Genomic DNA, 18,106 nt, shown 5'->3' on the forward strand with positions numbered 1-18,106 from the left:
CCCGCCAGTCCAAAGCGCCTCTTTCGCTCCTTGCACCCCTTCGTCCTGCGTTCCAGCCTTCCCACCAGTCCGAAGTACCTCTTGCGCCTCTTGCACTTCTTCGCCTTGCGTTCCAGCCTTTCCACTCGTCCGAAGCACTTCTTGCGATTCTTGCACCTCTTCGCCCTTCGTTCCGTCCTTTCCGCCCGTCCGAAGTATCTCTTGCGATTCTTGCGCCTCTTCGCCCTTTGTTCCAGCCTTCCCACCAGTCCGAAGTACCTCTTGCGATTCTTGCACTTCTTCGCCCTTCGTTCCAGGCTTCCAACTCATGCGAAGCACTTCTTGCGCCTCTTGCGCCCCTTCACCCTGTGTTCCAGCCTTCCCCCCAGTTCGAAACGTCTCTTGTACTCCTTGCGCCCCTTCGTCCTGCATTCCGACCTTCCCACCAGTCCGAAACGCCTCTTGCGATTCTTGCACTTCTTTGCTCTGCATTCCAGCCTTCCCACCAGTTCGAAACGTCTCTTGTACTCCTTGCACCCCTTCGTCCTGCATTCCAGCCTTCCCACCAGTCCGAAACGCCTCTTGCGCTCTTTGCACCTCTTCGCCCTTCGTTCCAGCCTTTCCATTCATCCGAAGCACTTCTTGCGCTCCTTGCACCTCTTCGTCCTGCGTTCCAGCCTTCCCACCAGTCCGAAGCGCCTCTTGCGCCTCTTGCACTTCTTCGCCTTGCGTTCCGGCCTTCCCGCCCGTCCGAAGTATCTCTTGCGATTCTTGCACCTCTTCGTCCCGTGTTCCGTCCTTTCCGCTCGTCCAAAGTATCTCTTGCGCTCCTTGCGCCCCTTCGTCCTGCATTCCAGCTTTCCCACCAGTCCGAAGCACTTCTTGCGCTCCTTGCACCCCTTCGTCCTTTGTTCCAGCCTTCCCACCAGTCCAAAGCGCCTCTTGCGATTCTTGTACCTCTTCACCCTGCGTTCCGGCCTTTTCCCCCCTTCCATCAGATGGAAACGTCCCCCAGTCCCCTGCCGGGGGACTACAGGGGGATTCTTCTTTGCTCTTCTCCCCTCTACTTTTCTTTCCTCTACTTTGTCGCTTTTCCGGCACAGCTTGGGGAGAAAAATCCTTCCCAGGCTTCTTTTCGGGGAAATAATCCGCCCGGCCCGGGGATTCCCTCCCCAGAAGCGGTTTTTCGGGCGGCAATCTCCGCCGTTTTTCGTAGACGGGCCGCAAGTTTTCCACCAGCGCCTGACACCAGATCGTCTGTCCGTCCGCCCAAAGAGGCTGGTCGATCTTCCCCATCCCGGCGAGCAAATCCAGAATCTGCCCGGCGGTCTCCGCAGAAACCCTGGTATAGCCGAGCAGGTATTCCCAATCCAGCGCATTCCGGCAGTCATAGCTGTGCCCATCCGTTTTACAGAGCAGTTCCAGCAGCTTAAACCAAAAGGCATAGCCGTCGTTTCCGAAGCGGCTTTCCAAGATACTTTTGGTCCGGCTGTCCGCAGCGAAATGCGGGAAATACTCTGCAACATTTTTGCTGATTCTCGACACAATGCACCGCCTTTTCAAAAGAAATCTGTAAACAGGCGGCAGCGGGGCGGCCCGGCGCCCCCCTGCCGGGTGTGGCGATTTTTCTGCGGCTGCTTCATCCAACGTCCCTCCTTTTTGCAGGCCGGTCCGTGCAAACCGGCCGGACCTGCGCCGGGGCACGGCCCCGTTTTTTTACATAAATGCAATCAGCATCTTTAGATGACATATCTATCATAGTACATTTGTTCTGTAAACGCAAGGGGTTCGAACAAATTTTCTTAAAATTTCTTTCATCGAACGCACAGGCGGCCGTTCGCCCCGGAAGCTCCTCTCCGCCTGCGGGCCGTATCCTTACACTTTTGTAAGCTGATCGCCCAACGCACAAAAAGTGTGGTACAATCGGAGAGAATAGACGCAAGGAGGGGATTTTATGGACAGGTTGCTCCTGTTGGAAGACGACAGCGCTCTGCTCGACGGCCTGCAATATGTGCTGCGGAAAAATGGATACGAGGTGGACGCCGCCCGGACGGTGGCGGAGGCGAACCGCCTGCTGGCGGAAAAACCGCCGTACGGGCTGTTGCTTTTGGATGTAACCCTGCCGGACGGCACAGGCTTTGCGGTGTGCGAGCAGGTACGGCGGGGGGGCGGCACGGCGCCGATCCTGTTTTTGACCGCGGCGGACGAGGAGACCAGCATCATCCGCGGGCTGGACTGCGGCGGGGACGACTATCTGACCAAGCCCTTCAAACTCGGGGAGCTGTGTTCACGCATCCGGGCTTTGCTGCGGCGGGCGGGGATGCCGCGGCAGGAGGAACCCTCCGTACTGCGGAGCGGGCCGCTGCAAATCGACCTGTTGGGAAGCAAGGCGGCGCTGGAAGGGCGGCCGTTGGAGCTGACCGGGATGGAATACCGGCTTTTGTGCATCCTGGTGCGGAACGCAAACCGGATTGTAACCCGCCGGGCGTTGTTGGACGCGCTTTGGGACGGGAATGGGAACTTCGTGGACGACAACACCCTTTCGGTGTACATGCGGCGTCTGCGTGGCAAGCTGGAGCGCGACCCATCCCATCCGGAATACCTGCGGACCATCCGCGGACTGGGGTATCAGTGGAAGGAGGCGGGCGAATGAGTTTTTTGCAGGAGGCGGTCTTGCGCCGGTATTTCGGATTTCTGTTGGGATTCCTGGCGCTGTTGACCGGATTCGGGATATTTTGCGGGACGGCCTGGGTCCGGGCGGAACAGGAGGTGCTTCTCGCCCACGACCGGGCGTTCGCATCGTCCCTGCTGGAGGAGGACGTCCCCCCGGTTGCCATTGTCCGGGCGCTGAAGCAGGCGCAGGAGACGGAGCAGGGCGCGGCCCTTTTGCGGGAGGCCGGCTGGACGGAACAGACCGGGGCCCTCTTTTTTCCCGCGGTCCGGGAGGCGGCCGCCCGGACCCTGCCCATGGCCGTGGGGGGATCGCTGTTGTTGGCGCTGTCGCTGTTGGGCGGTTCCCTGCTCTTTCTGACGAGGCTGGACCGCCTTTTCCAGCGCGCAGGCGCGTCCGTGGAGCGGTTCACACGCGGGGATTTTCACAGCCGGTTCCCGCGCGGCCGGACGGGGGCGTTTTCCCACCTGCTCGCGTCCGTGGATGAATTGGCCATGGCGCTGGAATCGAAGGGCGAAGCGGAGCGCCGTGCCAAAGAATTCCTCAAGGATGCGCTTTCGGACATCTCCCACCAGCTCAAGACGCCGTTGGCCGCGCTCCATATGTACAATGAGATTGTGCTGGAAGAGCCGGAAAACGCCGAAGCGGTGCGGCAATTTTCCGAGAAGGCGGCGCAGGCGCTTCGCCGCATGGAGGACCTGATCGGGACCTTGCTGAAGGTGATGCGCCTGGATGCGGGAAGCATCCCCTTTGAAAAGGAGCTTTATTCCATGGGGGAGGTGTTGCTCCGCGCGACGGAGGAACTCACGACGCGCGCACAGCGGGAGGGCAAGCGCATCCGTTGGGAGGGCTTGCCGGAGGAGCCGGTCCTGTGCGACCTGGCTTGGACCAGCGAAGCCGTCGGCAACCTGGTCAAAAATGCGCTGGACCATACGGAGGCCGGGGGCGAGGTCTGCCTGTCGTGGCAGCGTTCGCCGCTGATGCTTCGCCTGATTGTGTCGGACAACGGGTGCGGTATTCCTCCGGAGGAACTTCCCCATATTTTCAAGCGGTTCTACCGCGGCAGGGGCGGCAGCTCGCAGGAGGGGGTGGGCTTGGGTCTGCCCCTGGCGAAATCGATCGTGGAGGGGCAGGGCGGTATCCTGACGGTGGAGAGCGCCCCCGGCCGCGGGACTGCCTTCACCCTGTCCTTCCTGACAAAACTGTAAGCTGGCGTTCACCGGGGCGTAAGGTGCGCGTGGTATCCTGAAGACGATCGAATTTCGGTCGAATAAAGGAGGTAACCCAAAAATGGAAGTATTGCGAGTGGAACATCTCTGTAAGGTATACGGCAGAGGTGAAGCCAAGGTGGACGCGCTGAAGGACGTCTCCTTCACAATGGAGAAGGGCGAGTTCACGGCAGTCGTCGGGGAATCCGGCTCTGGAAAGAGCACGCTGCTGCACTGTATTGGCGGNTCGTTCCAGCCTTTCCATTCATCCGAAGCACTTCTTGCGCTCCTTGCACCTCTTCGTCCTGCGTTCCAGCCTTCCCACCAGTCCGAAGCGCCTCTTGCGCCTCTTGCACTTCTTCGCCTTGCGTTCCGGCCTTCCCGCCCGTCCGAAGTATCTCTTGCGATTCTTGCACCTCTTCGTCCCGTGTTCCGTCCTTTCCGCTCGTCCAAAGTATCTCTTGCGCTCCTTGCGCCCCTTCGTCCTGCATTCCAGCTTTCCCACCAGTCCGAAGCACTTCTTGCGCTCCTTGCACCCCTTCGTCCTTTGTTCCAGCCTTCCCACCAGTCCAAAGCGCCTCTTGCGATTCTTGTACCTCTTCACCCTGCGTTCCGGCCTTTTCCCCCCTTCCATCAGATGGAAACGTCCCCCAGTCCCCTGCCGGGGGACTACAGGGGGATTCTTCTTTGCTCTTCTCCCCTCTACTTTTCTTTCCTCTACTTTGTCGCTTTTCCGGCACAGCTTGGGGAGAAAAATCCTTCCCAGGCTTCTTTTCGGGGAAATAATCCGCCCGGCCCGGGGATTCCCTCCCCAGAAGCGGTTTTTCGGGCGGCAATCTCCGCCGTTTTTCGTAGACGGGCCGCAAGTTTTCCACCAGCGCCTGACACCAGATCGTCTGTCCGTCCGCCCAAAGAGGCTGGTCGATCTTCCCCATCCCGGCGAGCAAATCCAGAATCTGCCCGGCGGTCTCCGCAGAAACCCTGGTATAGCCGAGCAGGTATTCCCAATCCAGCGCATTCCGGCAGTCATAGCTGTGCCCATCCGTTTTACAGAGCAGTTCCAGCAGCTTAAACCAAAAGGCATAGCCGTCGTTTCCGAAGCGGCTTTCCAAGATACTTTTGGTCCGGCTGTCCGCAGCGAAATGCGGGAAATACTCTGCAACATTTTTGCTGATTCTCGACACAATGCACCGCCTTTTCAAAAGAAATCTGTAAACAGGCGGCAGCGGGGCGGCCCGGCGCCCCCCTGCCGGGTGTGGCGATTTTTCTGCGGCTGCTTCATCCAACGTCCCTCCTTTTTGCAGGCCGGTCCGTGCAAACCGGCCGGACCTGCGCCGGGGCACGGCCCCGTTTTTTTACATAAATGCAATCAGCATCTTTAGATGACATATCTATCATAGTACATTTGTTCTGTAAACGCAAGGGGTTCGAACAAATTTTCTTAAAATTTCTTTCATCGAACGCACAGGCGGCCGTTCGCCCCGGAAGCTCCTCTCCGCCTGCGGGCCGTATCCTTACACTTTTGTAAGCTGATCGCCCAACGCACAAAAAGTGTGGTACAATCGGAGAGAATAGACGCAAGGAGGGGATTTTATGGACAGGTTGCTCCTGTTGGAAGACGACAGCGCTCTGCTCGACGGCCTGCAATATGTGCTGCGGAAAAATGGATACGAGGTGGACGCCGCCCGGACGGTGGCGGAGGCGAACCGCCTGCTGGCGGAAAAACCGCCGTACGGGCTGTTGCTTTTGGATGTAACCCTGCCGGACGGCACAGGCTTTGCGGTGTGCGAGCAGGTACGGCGGGCGGGCGGCACGGCGCCGATCCTGTTTTTGACCGCGGCGGACGAGGAGACCAGCATCATCCGCGGGCTGGACTGCGGCGGGGACGACTATCTGACCAAGCCCTTCAAACTCGGGGAGCTGTGTTCACGCATCCGGGCTTTGCTGCGGCGGGCGGGGATGCCGCGGCAGGAGGAACCCTCCGTACTGCGGAGCGGGCCGCTGCAAATCGACCTGTTGGGAAGCAAGGCGGCGCTGGAAGGGCGGCCGTTGGAGCTGACCGGGATGGAATACCGGCTTTTGTGCATCCTGGTGCGGAACGCAAACCGGATTGTAACCCGCCGGGCGTTGTTGGACGCGCTTTGGGACGGGAATGGGAACTTCGTGGACGACAACACCCTTTCGGTGTACATGCGGCGTCTGCGTGGCAAGCTGGAGCGCGACCCATCCCATCCGGAATACCTGCGGACCATCCGCGGACTGGGGTATCAGTGGAAGGAGGCGGGCGAATGAGTTTTTTGCAGGAGGCGGTCTTGCGCCGGTATTTCGGATTTCTGTTGGGATTCCTGGCGCTGTTGACCGGATTCGGGATATTTTGCGGGACGGCCTGGGTCCGGGCGGAACAGGAGGTGCTTCTCGCCCACGACCGGGCGTTCGCATCGTCCCTGCTGGAGGAGGACGTCCCCCCGGTTGCCATTGTCCGGGCGCTGAAGCAGGCGCAGGAGACGGAGCAGGGCGCGGCCCTTTTGCGGGAGGCCGGCTGGACGGAACAGACCGGGGCCCTCTTTTTTCCCGCGGTCCGGGAGGCGGCCGCCCGGACCCTGCCCATGGCCGTGGGGGGATCGCTGTTGTTGGCGCTGTCGCTGTTGGGCGGTTCCCTGCTCTTTCTGACGAGGCTGGACCGCCTTTTCCAGCGCGCAGGCGCGTCCGTGGAGCGGTTCACACGCGGGGATTTTCACAGCCGGTTCCCGCGCGGCCGGACGGGGGCGTTTTCCCACCTGCTCGCGTCCGTGGATGAATTGGCCATGGCGCTGGAATCGAAGGGCGAAGCGGAGCGCCGTGCCAAAGAATTCCTCAAGGATGCGCTTTCGGACATCTCCCACCAGCTCAAGACGCCGTTGGCCGCGCTCCATATGTACAATGAGATTGTGCTGGAAGAGCCGGAAAACGCCGAAGCGGTGCGGCAATTTTCCGAGAAGGCGGCGCAGGCGCTTCGCCGCATGGAGGACCTGATCGGGACCTTGCTGAAGGTGATGCGCCTGGATGCGGGAAGCATCCCCTTTGAAAAGGAGCTTTATTCCATGGGGGAGGTGTTGCTCCGCGCGACGGAGGAACTCACGACGCGCGCACAGCGGGAGGGCAAGCGCATCCGTTGGGAGGGCTTGCCGGAGGAGCCGGTCCTGTGCGACCTGGCTTGGACCAGCGAAGCCGTCGGCAACCTGGTCAAAAATGCGCTGGACCATACGGAGGCCGGGGGCGAGGTCTGCCTGTCGTGGCAGCGTTCGCCGCTGATGCTTCGCCTGATTGTGTCGGACAACGGGTGCGGTATTCCTCCGGAGGAACTTCCCCATATTTTCAAGCGGTTCTACCGCGGCAGGGGCGGCAGCTCGCAGGAGGGGGTGGGCTTGGGTCTGCCCCTGGCGAAATCGATCGTGGAGGGGCAGGGCGGTATCCTGACGGTGGAGAGCGCCCCCGGCCGCGGGACTGCCTTCACCCTGTCCTTCCTGACAAAACTGTAAGCTGGCGTTCACCGGGGCGTAAGGTGCGCGTGGTATCCTGAAGACGATCGAATTTCGGTCGAATAAAGGAGGTAACCCAAAAATGGAAGTATTGCGAGTGGAACATCTCTGTAAGGTATACGGCAGAGGTGAAGCCAAGGTGGACGCGCTGAAGGACGTCTCCTTCACAATGGAGAAGGGCGAGTTCACGGCAGTCGTCGGGGAATCCGGCTCTGGAAAGAGCACGCTGCTGCACTGTATTGGCGGTTTGGAGGAGCCGTCCTCCGGGCACGTCTACCTGGATGGGCGGGACTTGTTTGCGATGAAAGAGAGCCAGCGGACGGTGTTCCGGCGGCAGAATATCGGATTTATCTTCCAGTCCTTCCAGCTGGTGGAGGAGTTGACCGTGGAGCAAAACATCGTCTTTCCGCTCCTGCTGGACGGCCGGCGGCCGGATGCAACGCGCGTGGAGGAGCTTTTGTGGGTGTTGGGCCTGATGGACCGCCGCCATCACCTGCCCAGCCAGCTTTCGGGCGGGCAGCAACAGCGCGTGGCCATCGGGCGTGCGCTCATCACCAAACCCATGCTGGTCCTTGCCGATGAGCCGACGGGGAACCTGGACTCCAAAAACAGCCGCGATGTGATCGACCTGTTGTATCAGGCTTCGCGCCACTACCGGCAGACCGTTCTGATGATTACCCACAACGTGCACCTGACGTCCTCGGTGGACCGGGTCCTGCGCGTCACGGACGGAACGCTTTGTGATTTGGGAGGGGTGCAGGAATGATATACAAGGAACAACGTTCCCCGCTCGTCCCCCGATCTTTGGTCCCGTGCTGCCAGTCCAGTCCGCTTTCAGGCGGGCAGCAACCGCGCGTGGCCATCGGGCGTGCCCTCATCACCAAACCCATGCTGGTTCTTGCCGGTGAGCCGACGGGGAACCTGGACTCCAAAAACAGCCGCGATGTGATCGACCTGCTGTATCAGGCTTCGCGCCATTGCCGGCAGACCGTGCGGACGATTCCCCACAACGTGCACCTGACGTCCTCGGTGGACCGGGTCCTGCGCGTCACAGACGGGACGCTTTGTGATCTGGGAGGGGTGCAGGAATGATATACAAGGAACAACGTTCCCCGCGCGCTCTTCCGTTTTTGGTCCCGTGCTGCCAGTCCAGTCCGCTTTCGGGCGGACAACAACCGCGCGTGGCCATCGGGCGTGCGCTCATCACCAAACCCATGCTGGTCCTTGCCGATGAGCCGACGGGGAACCTGGACTCCAAAAACAGCCGCGATGTGACTGACCTGCTGTATCAGGCTTCGCGCCATTGCCGGCAGACCGTTCTGATGATTACCCACAACGTGCACCTGACGTCCTCGGTGGACCGGGTCCTGCGCGTCACGGACGGAACGCTTTGCGATTTGGGAGGGGTGCAGGAATGAAACGATATTTAAGCCTTATCCCTATTTTGGCCCGGCGGCGGCGCAAGCAGAGCCGGATGACACGGCTCTGCATCTTTCTGGCCGTGTTCCTCGTGACAGCGATCTTCGGAATGGCGGATATGGAATTGCGGTCGCAGCGGCAGCAGGCGATTTTAGACGGCGGCAATTGGCAGATTGCGTTCCGGGACATCACAGATGAGCAAGCGGCAAAGATTGCCGCACGGCCGGAGGTGGAGGCGTCGTCCTGGTACGGCGTGTTGAATTACGACGGCAATGAAGGATATACCTTGTCCGGAATTGAGACGGCAATCGCCGGCGTCGATGCGGCATGGTGGGAGATTTTCCCCTCTGCCCGGCTGGAGGAAGGCGCTTTCCCCGCCGAAGGCGACGGCGTCCTGCTGACCCAGGGGGCCCGGACGCGCCTGGGGATACAGGTGGGCGACGCCGTCCAGCTGCACACCCCGGACGGGAGGGATCTCGACCTGACGGTCACGGGCTTTGTGTCCAACACCGCCATGCTGGATCGGCAGGATGCGCTCGGCATGATTATGAACATAGAGGCTTTTCGCGCCTATTTTTCCGATACTGCGGCGCAGGACGCCGATTCGGTCTATTACGTGCAATTTTCGCCACTGTGCCGCATTTTGCAGGTGACAGAGGATATTAAAACAGAGCTGCACCTGCACGACGAACAGGCCCTTCCCTATGGGAAACTGTTGGGGCTGATGGGCCAGAGCGACGACCCCCTGATGCTGCAATTGTATCTGACGGCGGCGGTGTTGGCCCTGTTGGTGGCGGCGGCAGGCGTGCTGATGATCGCCAGCAGCCTGAACAGCAACATCGCGCAGAGGACCTCGTTCTTTGGGCTGCTGCGGTGTCTGGGGGCGACGCGCAAGCAGGTGATCCGCTTTGTCCGGCTGGAGGCGTTGAACTGGTGTAAGACGGCGGTCCCACTGGGGCTTGCAGCGGGTACGGCGCTCGTCTGGGCGCTCTGCGCGCTGCTGGTGAAGCTCAGCCCCACCTATTTTGCGGGGATGCCTTCCTTCGGGATCAGCGGCATCGGCATCGCCTGCGGGGCAGTGATCGGTCTGGTGACCGTCCTGCTTGCGGCGCAAGCGCCCGCGCGCCGCGCGTCGAAGGTCTCCCCCCTGTGTGCGCTCTCCGGGAATGCCCTCCCCGTGCAGGCAGTGCGGCGGGCAGCGAATACGCGCTTGTACCGGGTGGAAACGGCGCTCGGTTTTCGCCACGCCACCGCAGGCAAAAAGGGCTTTTTCCTGATGGCGGGTTCCTTTGCATTCAGCATCATCCTGTTTCTGGCGTTCACCATGGCTGTGGACTTCATGCACCATTCCCTCACGCCGCTCCGGCCGTATTCGCCCGACCTGTCGATCGTCAGCGCGGACCGGACGTGCACCATCCCATCCGAATGGGCGCGCCAGCTCGCGGAGAATCCGGTGGTCAAGCGGGTATATGGGCGGATGTTCGCCTACGGCGTCCCGGCGGCAATCGACGGGCAGGCGGGGACGGTGGACCTGATCTCCTACGAGGAACACCAGTTCGGCTGGGCGGCGGGCTCTCTATTGGAGGGTTCGGTCGCCGAAGCCATGAATGGGAACGGCCTCCTCGCGGTCTACGATGGGGGGATTGCGCCGCACTCCGGCAGCACCGTCTCCGCGGACTTTGGGACCGGAACGCAAACGCTTCCCGTTGTGGGCGTCCTGTCCGATTGTCCGTTTCAAAGTGAACCGGGCGTACGGATTTTCATCTGCTCGGAGGAGACCTTCCGCGCGTTGACCGGGCAGAACGGCTATACGATTCTCGATCTACAGCTGACCAGCGATGCGGCCGACGCGGATGTACAGGCGATTCGCAATCTAGCGGGCAGCGGCGTCACCTTCTCCGACCAGCGGCGCGGGAACCGCGAGGCGATCGGCGCATATGTTTCCTTCGCGCTGTTTGTCTATGGTTTCCTGGCGGTAATCGCCCTGATTTCGGTGTTCAACATTGTGAACAGCATTTCGATGAGCGTGTCGGCGCGGCTACGGCAGTATGGAGCTATGCGCGCCATCGGGATGAGCATGCGGCAATTCACGCGGATGGTGGCCGCCGAAGCGGCAGCCTATGCGGGGGCCGGTATCCTGGTAGGGTGTGCGGTGGGCATTCCATTGAACCGCTTTCTCTATGAGCACACGGTCACGGCCAATTGGGGAACTCCCTGGTATGTCCCCTGGGCGTCGCTGGTACTGATCGTGCTGTTGGTGGCGTTGTCCGCGGCCCTGGCGGTCCGGGGGCCGTCCCGGCGCATTCGCCGCCTGTCCATCGTCGAAACCATCCATGCCGAGTAGGCCCGAACCCCTTCCAAGATGTTCGATTCCACTCCGTTTATTATAATAGGATAATAGGCGGGCAAAACAGCAGACGTTTCATACGCCATGCAGAGGCTGTGGGGCTGTTCCCATTCCCCTGCATGGCTTCTTTCGTCTTAACCCATACTCGATGTTGCGCGTCAGGCAACATTTCTATGGAATGATCATGGTTTATTCCGCCCTCAGTCCGGCAACTCCACACTTTGGATAACCCCCGCCTTTCCCGGCGATGTACAATCCCCTGCAAAGCCGCTTTTCCCCACCGGGCCCACCTTCCCCGCGCCAAGCTGAAGGAGAATCACACAATCCCAACAAAAAACAACCCCCTCAAAGAATGAACGTCTCCGTTCATCCCTTGAGGGGGTTCTCTATCGCTGTATGCTGCCTTTCGGGCGATTTTCTCAACCTTTCGGATTTCCACTCCCGACCGGCGAATCGTCCTCCGGCGTCCCTTTTGCGGAAGGCTTTGCCGGAGCGTGCGGTTGCGCCGCCGAATCCGAGGGAAGCGCATCTTTCGGGCGCTCATCCTTGGGCTTTTCGCGGAAGGGAAGGATGTACTTTTTCACGATCAATCCTTCATACTTGAGCTTAAACTGCACCCGGCCGAAGAACCGGTGCTGGCAATGGCGGCAGAGAAATTCCGCGCGGTAGCTCTTGTTTTTGAGCTGCCACTCACTCACGCGGTGTGCACGCCGCCCGCACACGTCGCAGTTGAAGAGCATATCGCTGCGCTTAATCAACGGATTGGACAGGTCGCAGATCACGACGGTCTTAAACTGGATGCGCCGGTAAAACTCCGCATCGGCCTCCTGCACAAAGGGCGTAAGGCTTTCNTCGACCTGACGGTCACGGGCTTTGTGTCCAACACCGCCATGCTGGATCGGCAGGATGCGCTCGGCATGATTATGAACATAGAGGCTTTTCGCGCCTATTTTTCCGATACTGCGGCGCAGGACGCCGATTCGGTCTATTACGTGCAATTTTCGCCACTGTGCCGCATTTTGCAGGTGACAGAGGATATTAAAACAGAGCTGCACCTGCACGACGAACAGGCCCTTCCCTATGGGAAACTGTTGGGGCTGATGGGCCAGAGCGACGACCCCCTGATGCTGCAATTGTATCTGACGGCGGCGGTGTTGGCCCTGTTGGTGGCGGCGGCAGGCGTGCTGATGATCGCCAGCAGCCTGAACAGCAACATCGCGCAGAGGACCTCGTTCTTTGGGCTGCTGCGGTGTCTGGGGGCGACGCGCAAGCAGGTGATCCGCTTTGTCCGGCTGGAGGCGTTGAACTGGTGTAAGACGGCGGTCCCACTGGGGCTTGCAGCGGGTACGGCGCTCGTCTGGGCGCTCTGCGCGCTGCTGGTGAAGCTCAGCCCCACCTATTTTGCGGGGATGCCTTCCTTCGGGATCAGCGGCATCGGCATCGCCTGCGGGGCAGTGATCGGTCTGGTGACCGTCCTGCTTGCGGCGCAAGCGCCCGCGCGCCGCGCGTCGAAGGTCTCCCCCCTGTGTGCGCTCTCCGGGAATGCCCTCCCCGTGCAGGCAGTGCGGCGGGCAGCGAATACGCGCTTGTACCGGGTGGAAACGGCGCTCGGTTTTCGCCACGCCACCGCAGGCAAAAAGGGCTTTTTCCTGATGGCGGGTTCCTTTGCATTCAGCATCATCCTGTTTCTGGCGTTCACCATGGCTGTGGACTTCATGCACCATTCCCTCACGCCGCTCCGGCCGTATTCGCCCGACCTGTCGATCGTCAGCGCGGACCGGACGTGCACCATCCCATCCGAATGGGCGCGCCAGCTCGCGGAGAATCCGGTGGTCAAGCGGGTATATGGGCGGATGTTCGCCTACGGCGTCCCGGCGGCAATCGACGGGCAGGCGGGGACGGTGGACCTGATCTCCTACGAGGAACACCAGTTCGGCTGGGCGGCGGGCTCTCTATTGGAGGGTTCGGTCGCCGAAGCCATGAATGGGAACGGCCTCCTCGCGGTCTACGATGGGGGGATTGCGCCGCACTCCGGCAGCACCGTCTCCGCGGACTTTGGGACCGGAACGCAAACGCTTCCCGTTGTGGGCGTCCTGTCCGATTGTCCGTTTCAAAGTGAACCGGGCGTACGGATTTTCATCTGCTCGGAGGAGACCTTCCGCGCGTTGACCGGGCAGAACGGCTATACGATTCTCGATCTACAGCTGACCAGCGATGCGGCCGACGCGGATGTACAGGCGATTCGCAATCTAGCGGGCAGCGGCGTCACCTTCTCCGACCAGCGGCGCGGGAACCGCGAGGCGATCGGCGCATATGTTTCCTTCGCGCTGTTTGTCTATGGTTTCCTGGCGGTAATCGCCCTGATTTCGGTGTTCAACATTGTGAACAGCATTTCGATGAGCGTGTCGGCGCGGCTACGGCAGTATGGAGCTATGCGCGCCATCGGGATGAGCATGCGGCAATTCACGCGGATGGTGGCCGCCGAAGCGGCAGCCTATGCGGGGGCCGGTATCCTGGTAGGGTGTGCGGTGGGCATTCCATTGAACCGCTTTCTCTATGAGCACACGGTCACGGCCAATTGGGGAACTCCCTGGTATGTCCCCTGGGCGTCGCTGGTACTGATCGTGCTGTTGGTGGCGTTGTCCGCGGCCCTGGCGGTCCGGGGGCCGTCCCGGCGCATTCGCCGCCTGTCCATCGTCGAAACCATCCATGCCGAGTAGGCCCGAACCCCTTCCAAGATGTTCGATTCCACTCCGTTTATTATAATAGGATAATAGGCGGGCAAAACAGCAGACGTTTCATACGCCATGCAGAGGCTGTGGGGCTGTTCCCATTCCCCTGCATGGCTTCTTTCGTCTTAACCCATACTCGATGTTGCGCGTCAGGCAACATTTCTATGGAATGATCATGGTTTATTCCGCCCTCAGTCCGGCAACTCCACACTTTGGATAACCCCCGCCTTTCCCGGCGATGTACAATCCCCTGCAAAGCCGCTTTTCCCCACCGGGCCCACCTTCCCCGCGCCAAGCTGAAGGAGAATCACACAATCCCAACAAAAAACAACCCCCTCAAAGAATGAACGTCTCCGTTCATCCCTTGAGGGGGTTCTCTATCGCTGTATGCTGCCTTTCGGGCGATTTTCTCAACCTTTCGGATTTCCACTCCCGACCGGCGAATCGTCCTCCGGCGTCCCTTTTGCGGAAGGCTTTGCCGGAGCGTGCGGTTGCGCCGCCGAATCCGAGGGAAGCGCATCTTTCGGGCGCTCATCCTTGGGCTTTTCGCGGAAGGGAAGGATGTACTTTTTCACGATCAATCCTTCATACTTGAGCTTAAACTGCACCCGGCCGAAGAACCGGTGCTGGCAATGGCGGCAGAGAAATTCCGCGCGGTAGCTCTTGTTTTTGAGCTGCCACTCACTCACGCGGTGTGCACGCCGCCCGCACACGTCGCAGTTGAAGAGCATATCGCTGCGCTTAATCAACGGATTGGACAGGTCGCAGATCACGACGGTCTTAAACTGGATGCGCCGGTAAAACTCCGCATCGGCCTCCTGCACAAAGGGCGTAAGGCTTTCGGGGGTGTAGAGCTTTTGTAGGCAGCGCAGGGAGAGCAGGCTGTCGCCCAAGGCGCGGTGATGGTCAAAGCCATCCTCATCGATCTCCAAAAGCTGCGCCGAAGTGGAGAGCCCCATCTGTTGGGTTTTGTCGTAGTGGAGCATTTCCTCGCAGTAGGCCTGTAAATTGACATAGTATTGCAAAAACGGGATACGCTCATTGCCGCAGAAGTAGCGACAATTTTCGATCAAGGCGAGGATGTCGGACGTTCCCCAGGTCATGAGGATCGCGTCGCCCATCCATTTTTTAAACCGGCTGATGACCTGCATATATTGCAGGCCTCCGGCGAGTTCCTCGTTGGTGATGCTTGTGAGCGTGCGGATCTTGCCGCTGATCTTCTTCCCCACCTGCGGACGGACCAACGCCTCAAAGGTGTCGATGATATGCAGTTGTTCGTCCACCTTGACCGCGCCGAACTCGATGATCTCGTTGATGAAGCTCTTGATGCGGCGGCTGTAGGTGCCATTCCATTCCAGGTCGAGTATTACAAAATTCATAGGATCGGCCGTACCTCCAAGTCCTCTAAGCGGGGATTTGCGCGGGATTATTTGTTCCGGCTAGCCATCTTCATGCGGGTTTCCTTGTCGAGGATTTTTTTGCGCATGCGGATGCTCTTGGGCGTCACTTCGACGAGCTCGTCGTTTTTAATAAACTCGAGGCACTGCTCAAGGCTGAGGATACTGGGCGGGACGAGCTTAAGCGCCTCGTCCGAGCCGGAGGCGCGGGTGTTGGTGACGTGTTTTTTCTTGCAGACGTTCACCACAATGTCCTCGCTCTTGGGACTGACGCCGACGACCATTCCCTCGTAGACCTCCAGGCCGGGGCCGACAAACATCCGGCCGCGGTCCTGCGCCTGCCAAAGGCCATAGCCGGTGGTCTCGCCGGTCTCATGCGCGATCAGGGAACCCTGCTGGCGGCTCTGCAAGTCGCCCTTGTACGGCTCATAGGAATCGAACACGTTGTTCATGATGCCGTTTCCATTGGTATCGCTGAGGAATTCCTGGCGATAGCCCATCAGGCCGCGCGCTGGAATTTTAAACTCCAAGTGGGTGACGCCGGTGTCGCGGGTGCCCATATTGACGATTTCGGCCTTGCGGGAACCGAGCTTCTCCATGACGGCGCCGACGTAACTGTCCGGCACCTCGATCATCAGGAGTTCGATGGGTTCGCAGCGCTTGCCGTCGATCTCCTTGTAGATGACCTGCGGGCTGGACACCTGGAACTCATAGCCCTGGCGGCGCATCTGCTCGATCAGAATCGAGAGGTGCAGCTCTCCGCGGCCGCTGACCTTGAACGCCTCGGTGGTGTCGGTCTCCTCCACGCGCATAGCGACGTTGGTCTCGACCTCTTTAAAGAGGCGGTCGCGCAGGTTGCGGGAGGTGACGTATTTTCCCTCGCGTCCTGCAAACGGGCTGTTGTTGACCATAAAGATCATGGAAACCGTGGGTTCGTCGATCTTGACAAAGGGCAACGGCTCAATACAGTCGGGGGAACAGATGGTTTCACCGATGTTCAAGTCGGTGATCCCGGAAACCGCCACAATGTCGCCGAGCTTTGCGCTTTCCACCTCGACGCGCTTGAGCCCTTCGAACTGATAGAGTTTCACCACGCGGACGTTCTTCGTCGTACCGTCGCGGTGGCAGAGCACAACATTCTCGCCGTCGTGTACCTCGCCGCGCTCCACGCGGCCGATGCCAATGCGGCCCACATAGTCGTCGTAATCCACGTTGGAGAAAAGCACCTGTGTCGGACCGGTCAGGTCGCCTGTAGGCGCGGGGACTTCCCGAAGGATCATATCAAACAGCGGCTTCATGTCCTTTCCAGGCACCGCCGGGTCGAGCGTAGCATAGCCGTCGCGGCCGGAAGCGTACACCACCGGGAACTCCAGCTGGTCGTCGTTTGCCCCCAGCTCGATAAAGAGATCCAGCACTTCGTCCACCACCTCGGCCGGGCGTGCGCCGGGGCGGTCGATCTTATTTACAACCACAACGGGCTTTTTGCCGAGGCCCAACGCCTTTTTGAGCACAAAACGTGTCTGGGGCATGCAGCCTTCAAAGGCGTCCACCAGCAGCAGAACGCCGTCCACCATCATGAGGATGCGTTCCACCTCGCCGCCAAAGTCGGCGTGTCCAGGCGTGTCGACGATGTTGATCTTTGTATCCTGATAGATGACCGCTGTATTCTTGGACAGGATGGTGATACCGCGTTCCCGTTCCAGGTCGTTGGAGTCCATCACGCGCTCCGCGACCTCCTGGTTAGCGCGGAAGATGCCGCTCTGTTTGAGAAGCTGGTCCACCAGGGTTGTTTTTCCGTGGTCGACGTGGGCGATGATGGCGATATTTCTCAGGTCATTTCTTACATCCATATATGATCCCTCTTCTTTAAAATTCACAAACGTTTATATTATAGCATAATCCACGCAACAGTGGTATGGATTTTGTCATAAAATTTTCTGCACGGACGGCCACACTTTTCCAGACATTTGCACGGATGCCCATCCTCTTTATATTCTGCAAGTTTTATAAGGTTCCTTCCACAAAGGCGGCAAGTCTTTTGCCTCCTCTTGCTTCTTCCAGCCGAAGCCCCTCGCTCCTGCGAAAGCCCGCTTTCTTTCGCCACAGGCGGCAAATCTTTTGCCTCCTCTTGCTTCTTCCAGCCGCAGGCCTCCCGCTCCTGCAAAGGCCCGCTTTCTTCCACCACAGGCGGCAAATCTCTTTGCTTTCTCTTGCTTCTTCCAGCCGAAGCCCCTCGTTTCTGCGAAGGCCCGCTTTCTTTCACCAAAGGCGGTAAATCTCTTTGCCTCCTTNAGGAAGCCTTTCATCTAAGAAGCCCCTGTCCAAGTCCCCTTGCCCAAAATCCCTTCCCCAGCGCCAGGCCGGTCAAAAGCGCCCAGTTTGCCTTTGGACGTTCCCGTTACCTTCCCCTTTGTGCCTTCCACCTTTCCAGGCTTCGAAGGCCTCATGGCGGCTGGCCAGGCGGCCCTCTGTACCAGGAAACTTTCTGGCAAGGAAGTCCTCTGTCCAGGAGACTTTTTGGCTAAGAAGCTCTCTAGCTAAAAAACCTCTGTCCAAGAAGGCTTCCTATGCAAGCCCCCCTGGCTCAAAAGGCCCGTAGCCAAGGCCCTTGTCCATAAAAGTCTTTCTGGCTAAGAAGAAGCTCTCTGGCTAAAAACCTCTGTCCAAGAACGCTTCCTATGCACGCCTCCCTGGCCCAAAAGACCCGTAGCCAAGCCTCCTTACCCAAAGGAAGCCTTTCATCTAAGAAGCCCCTGTCCAATTCCCCTTGCCCAAAATCCCTTCCCCAGCGTCAGGCCGGTCAAAAGCGCCCAGTTTGCCTTTGGACGTTCCCGC

Annotated in this window: 11 protein-coding genes and 3 pseudogenes; 10 read left to right on the forward strand and 4 right to left on the reverse strand. The window is 59.7% G+C overall.

Features of this window, described 5'->3' with window-relative positions:
• Positions 1 to 1,524: hypothetical protein (locus B9Y59_RS15745; RefSeq protein WP_198945599.1), on the reverse strand; the 1,524-nt coding region annotated here is incomplete at its 3' end.
• Positions 1,525 to 1,933: 409 nt separating this feature from the next.
• On the opposite strand from B9Y59_RS15745, the gene B9Y59_RS07245 reads away from it, so the two are divergent.
• The 9 genes and pseudogenes from B9Y59_RS07245 to B9Y59_RS07285 all read left to right on the forward strand — a co-directional run bounded on the left by B9Y59_RS07245 (position 1,934) and on the right by B9Y59_RS07285 (position 11,139).
• Entirely contained in the window at positions 1,934 to 2,632 is a 699-nt protein-coding gene (locus B9Y59_RS07245) for a response regulator transcription factor (protein WP_085532647.1), read from the forward strand.
• Positions 2,611 to 3,858 (forward strand): sensor histidine kinase, encoded by a 1,248-nt coding sequence (locus tag B9Y59_RS07250; protein WP_158088975.1) that lies wholly within the window; start codon positions 2,611 to 2,613, stop codon positions 3,856 to 3,858. Before B9Y59_RS07245 ends, B9Y59_RS07250 begins: the two co-directional genes overlap by 22 nt.
• An 82-nt stretch (positions 3,859 to 3,940) precedes the next feature.
• Positions 3,941 to 4,117: pseudogene (locus B9Y59_RS07255) on the forward strand (ATP-binding cassette domain-containing protein); the annotation flags it as partial.
• A gap of 1,334 nt (positions 4,118 to 5,451) precedes the next feature.
• On the forward strand, positions 5,452 to 6,150 hold the full coding sequence (locus B9Y59_RS07260; protein WP_054325061.1) for a response regulator transcription factor: 699 nt from the start codon (positions 5,452 to 5,454) through the stop codon (positions 6,148 to 6,150).
• Complete coding sequence (locus tag B9Y59_RS07265) at positions 6,129 to 7,376, forward strand: sensor histidine kinase (RefSeq protein ID WP_158088975.1); 1,248 nt, start codon at positions 6,129 to 6,131, stop codon at positions 7,374 to 7,376. Before B9Y59_RS07260 ends, B9Y59_RS07265 begins: the two co-directional genes overlap by 22 nt.
• 82 nt (positions 7,377 to 7,458) lie before the next feature.
• Entirely contained in the window at positions 7,459 to 8,142 is a 684-nt protein-coding gene (locus B9Y59_RS07270; RefSeq protein WP_085532649.1) for an ABC transporter ATP-binding protein, read from the forward strand.
• Between the two features lie 59 nt (positions 8,143 to 8,201).
• Positions 8,202 to 8,468 (forward strand): annotated as a pseudogene (locus B9Y59_RS07275) (ABC transporter ATP-binding protein); the annotation flags it as partial.
• Positions 8,469 to 8,527: 59 nt separating this feature from the next.
• Positions 8,528 to 8,794, forward strand: a pseudogene (locus B9Y59_RS07280) (ATP-binding cassette domain-containing protein); the annotation flags it as partial.
• Positions 8,791 to 11,139: an ABC transporter permease gene (locus B9Y59_RS07285; protein ID WP_085532651.1), complete on the forward strand. Its 2,349-nt coding sequence runs from the start codon at positions 8,791 to 8,793 to the stop codon at positions 11,137 to 11,139. The pseudogene B9Y59_RS07280 and the gene B9Y59_RS07285, both read left to right, overlap by 4 nt.
• Positions 11,140 to 11,561: 422 nt before the next feature.
• On the opposite strand, the gene B9Y59_RS15750 is transcribed toward B9Y59_RS07285, so the two are convergent.
• The gene (locus B9Y59_RS15750; RefSeq protein WP_158088976.1) at positions 11,562 to 11,975 is read right to left on the reverse strand and encodes a hypothetical protein; all 414 of its coding nucleotides are present in this window, start codon (positions 11,973 to 11,975) and stop codon (positions 11,562 to 11,564) included.
• A gap of 84 nt (positions 11,976 to 12,059) precedes the next feature.
• Between B9Y59_RS15750 and B9Y59_RS07290 the strand changes: the two genes are divergently transcribed.
• On the forward strand, positions 12,060 to 13,862 hold the full coding sequence (locus B9Y59_RS07290; RefSeq protein ID WP_158088977.1) for an ABC transporter permease: 1,803 nt from the start codon (positions 12,060 to 12,062) through the stop codon (positions 13,860 to 13,862).
• Between the two features lie 422 nt (positions 13,863 to 14,284).
• Here B9Y59_RS07290 and B9Y59_RS07295 read toward each other — a convergent pair whose 3' ends face one another.
• Positions 14,285 to 15,253 carry a 3'-5' exonuclease gene (locus tag B9Y59_RS07295; protein WP_085532655.1) on the reverse strand — a complete coding sequence of 323 codons (969 nt, stop codon included), beginning with the start codon at positions 15,251 to 15,253 and terminating at the stop codon, positions 14,285 to 14,287.
• A gap of 47 nt (positions 15,254 to 15,300) precedes the next feature.
• Complete coding sequence (gene typA, locus B9Y59_RS07300) at positions 15,301 to 17,121, reverse strand: translational GTPase TypA (protein ID WP_085532657.1); 1,821 nt, start codon at positions 17,119 to 17,121, stop codon at positions 15,301 to 15,303.
• Positions 17,122 to 18,106: the final 985 nt, after the last annotated feature.

The organism is Anaeromassilibacillus sp. Marseille-P3371, from assembly GCF_900169665.1.
GTDB lineage: Bacteria > Bacillota > Clostridia > Oscillospirales > Acutalibacteraceae > Anaeromassilibacillus.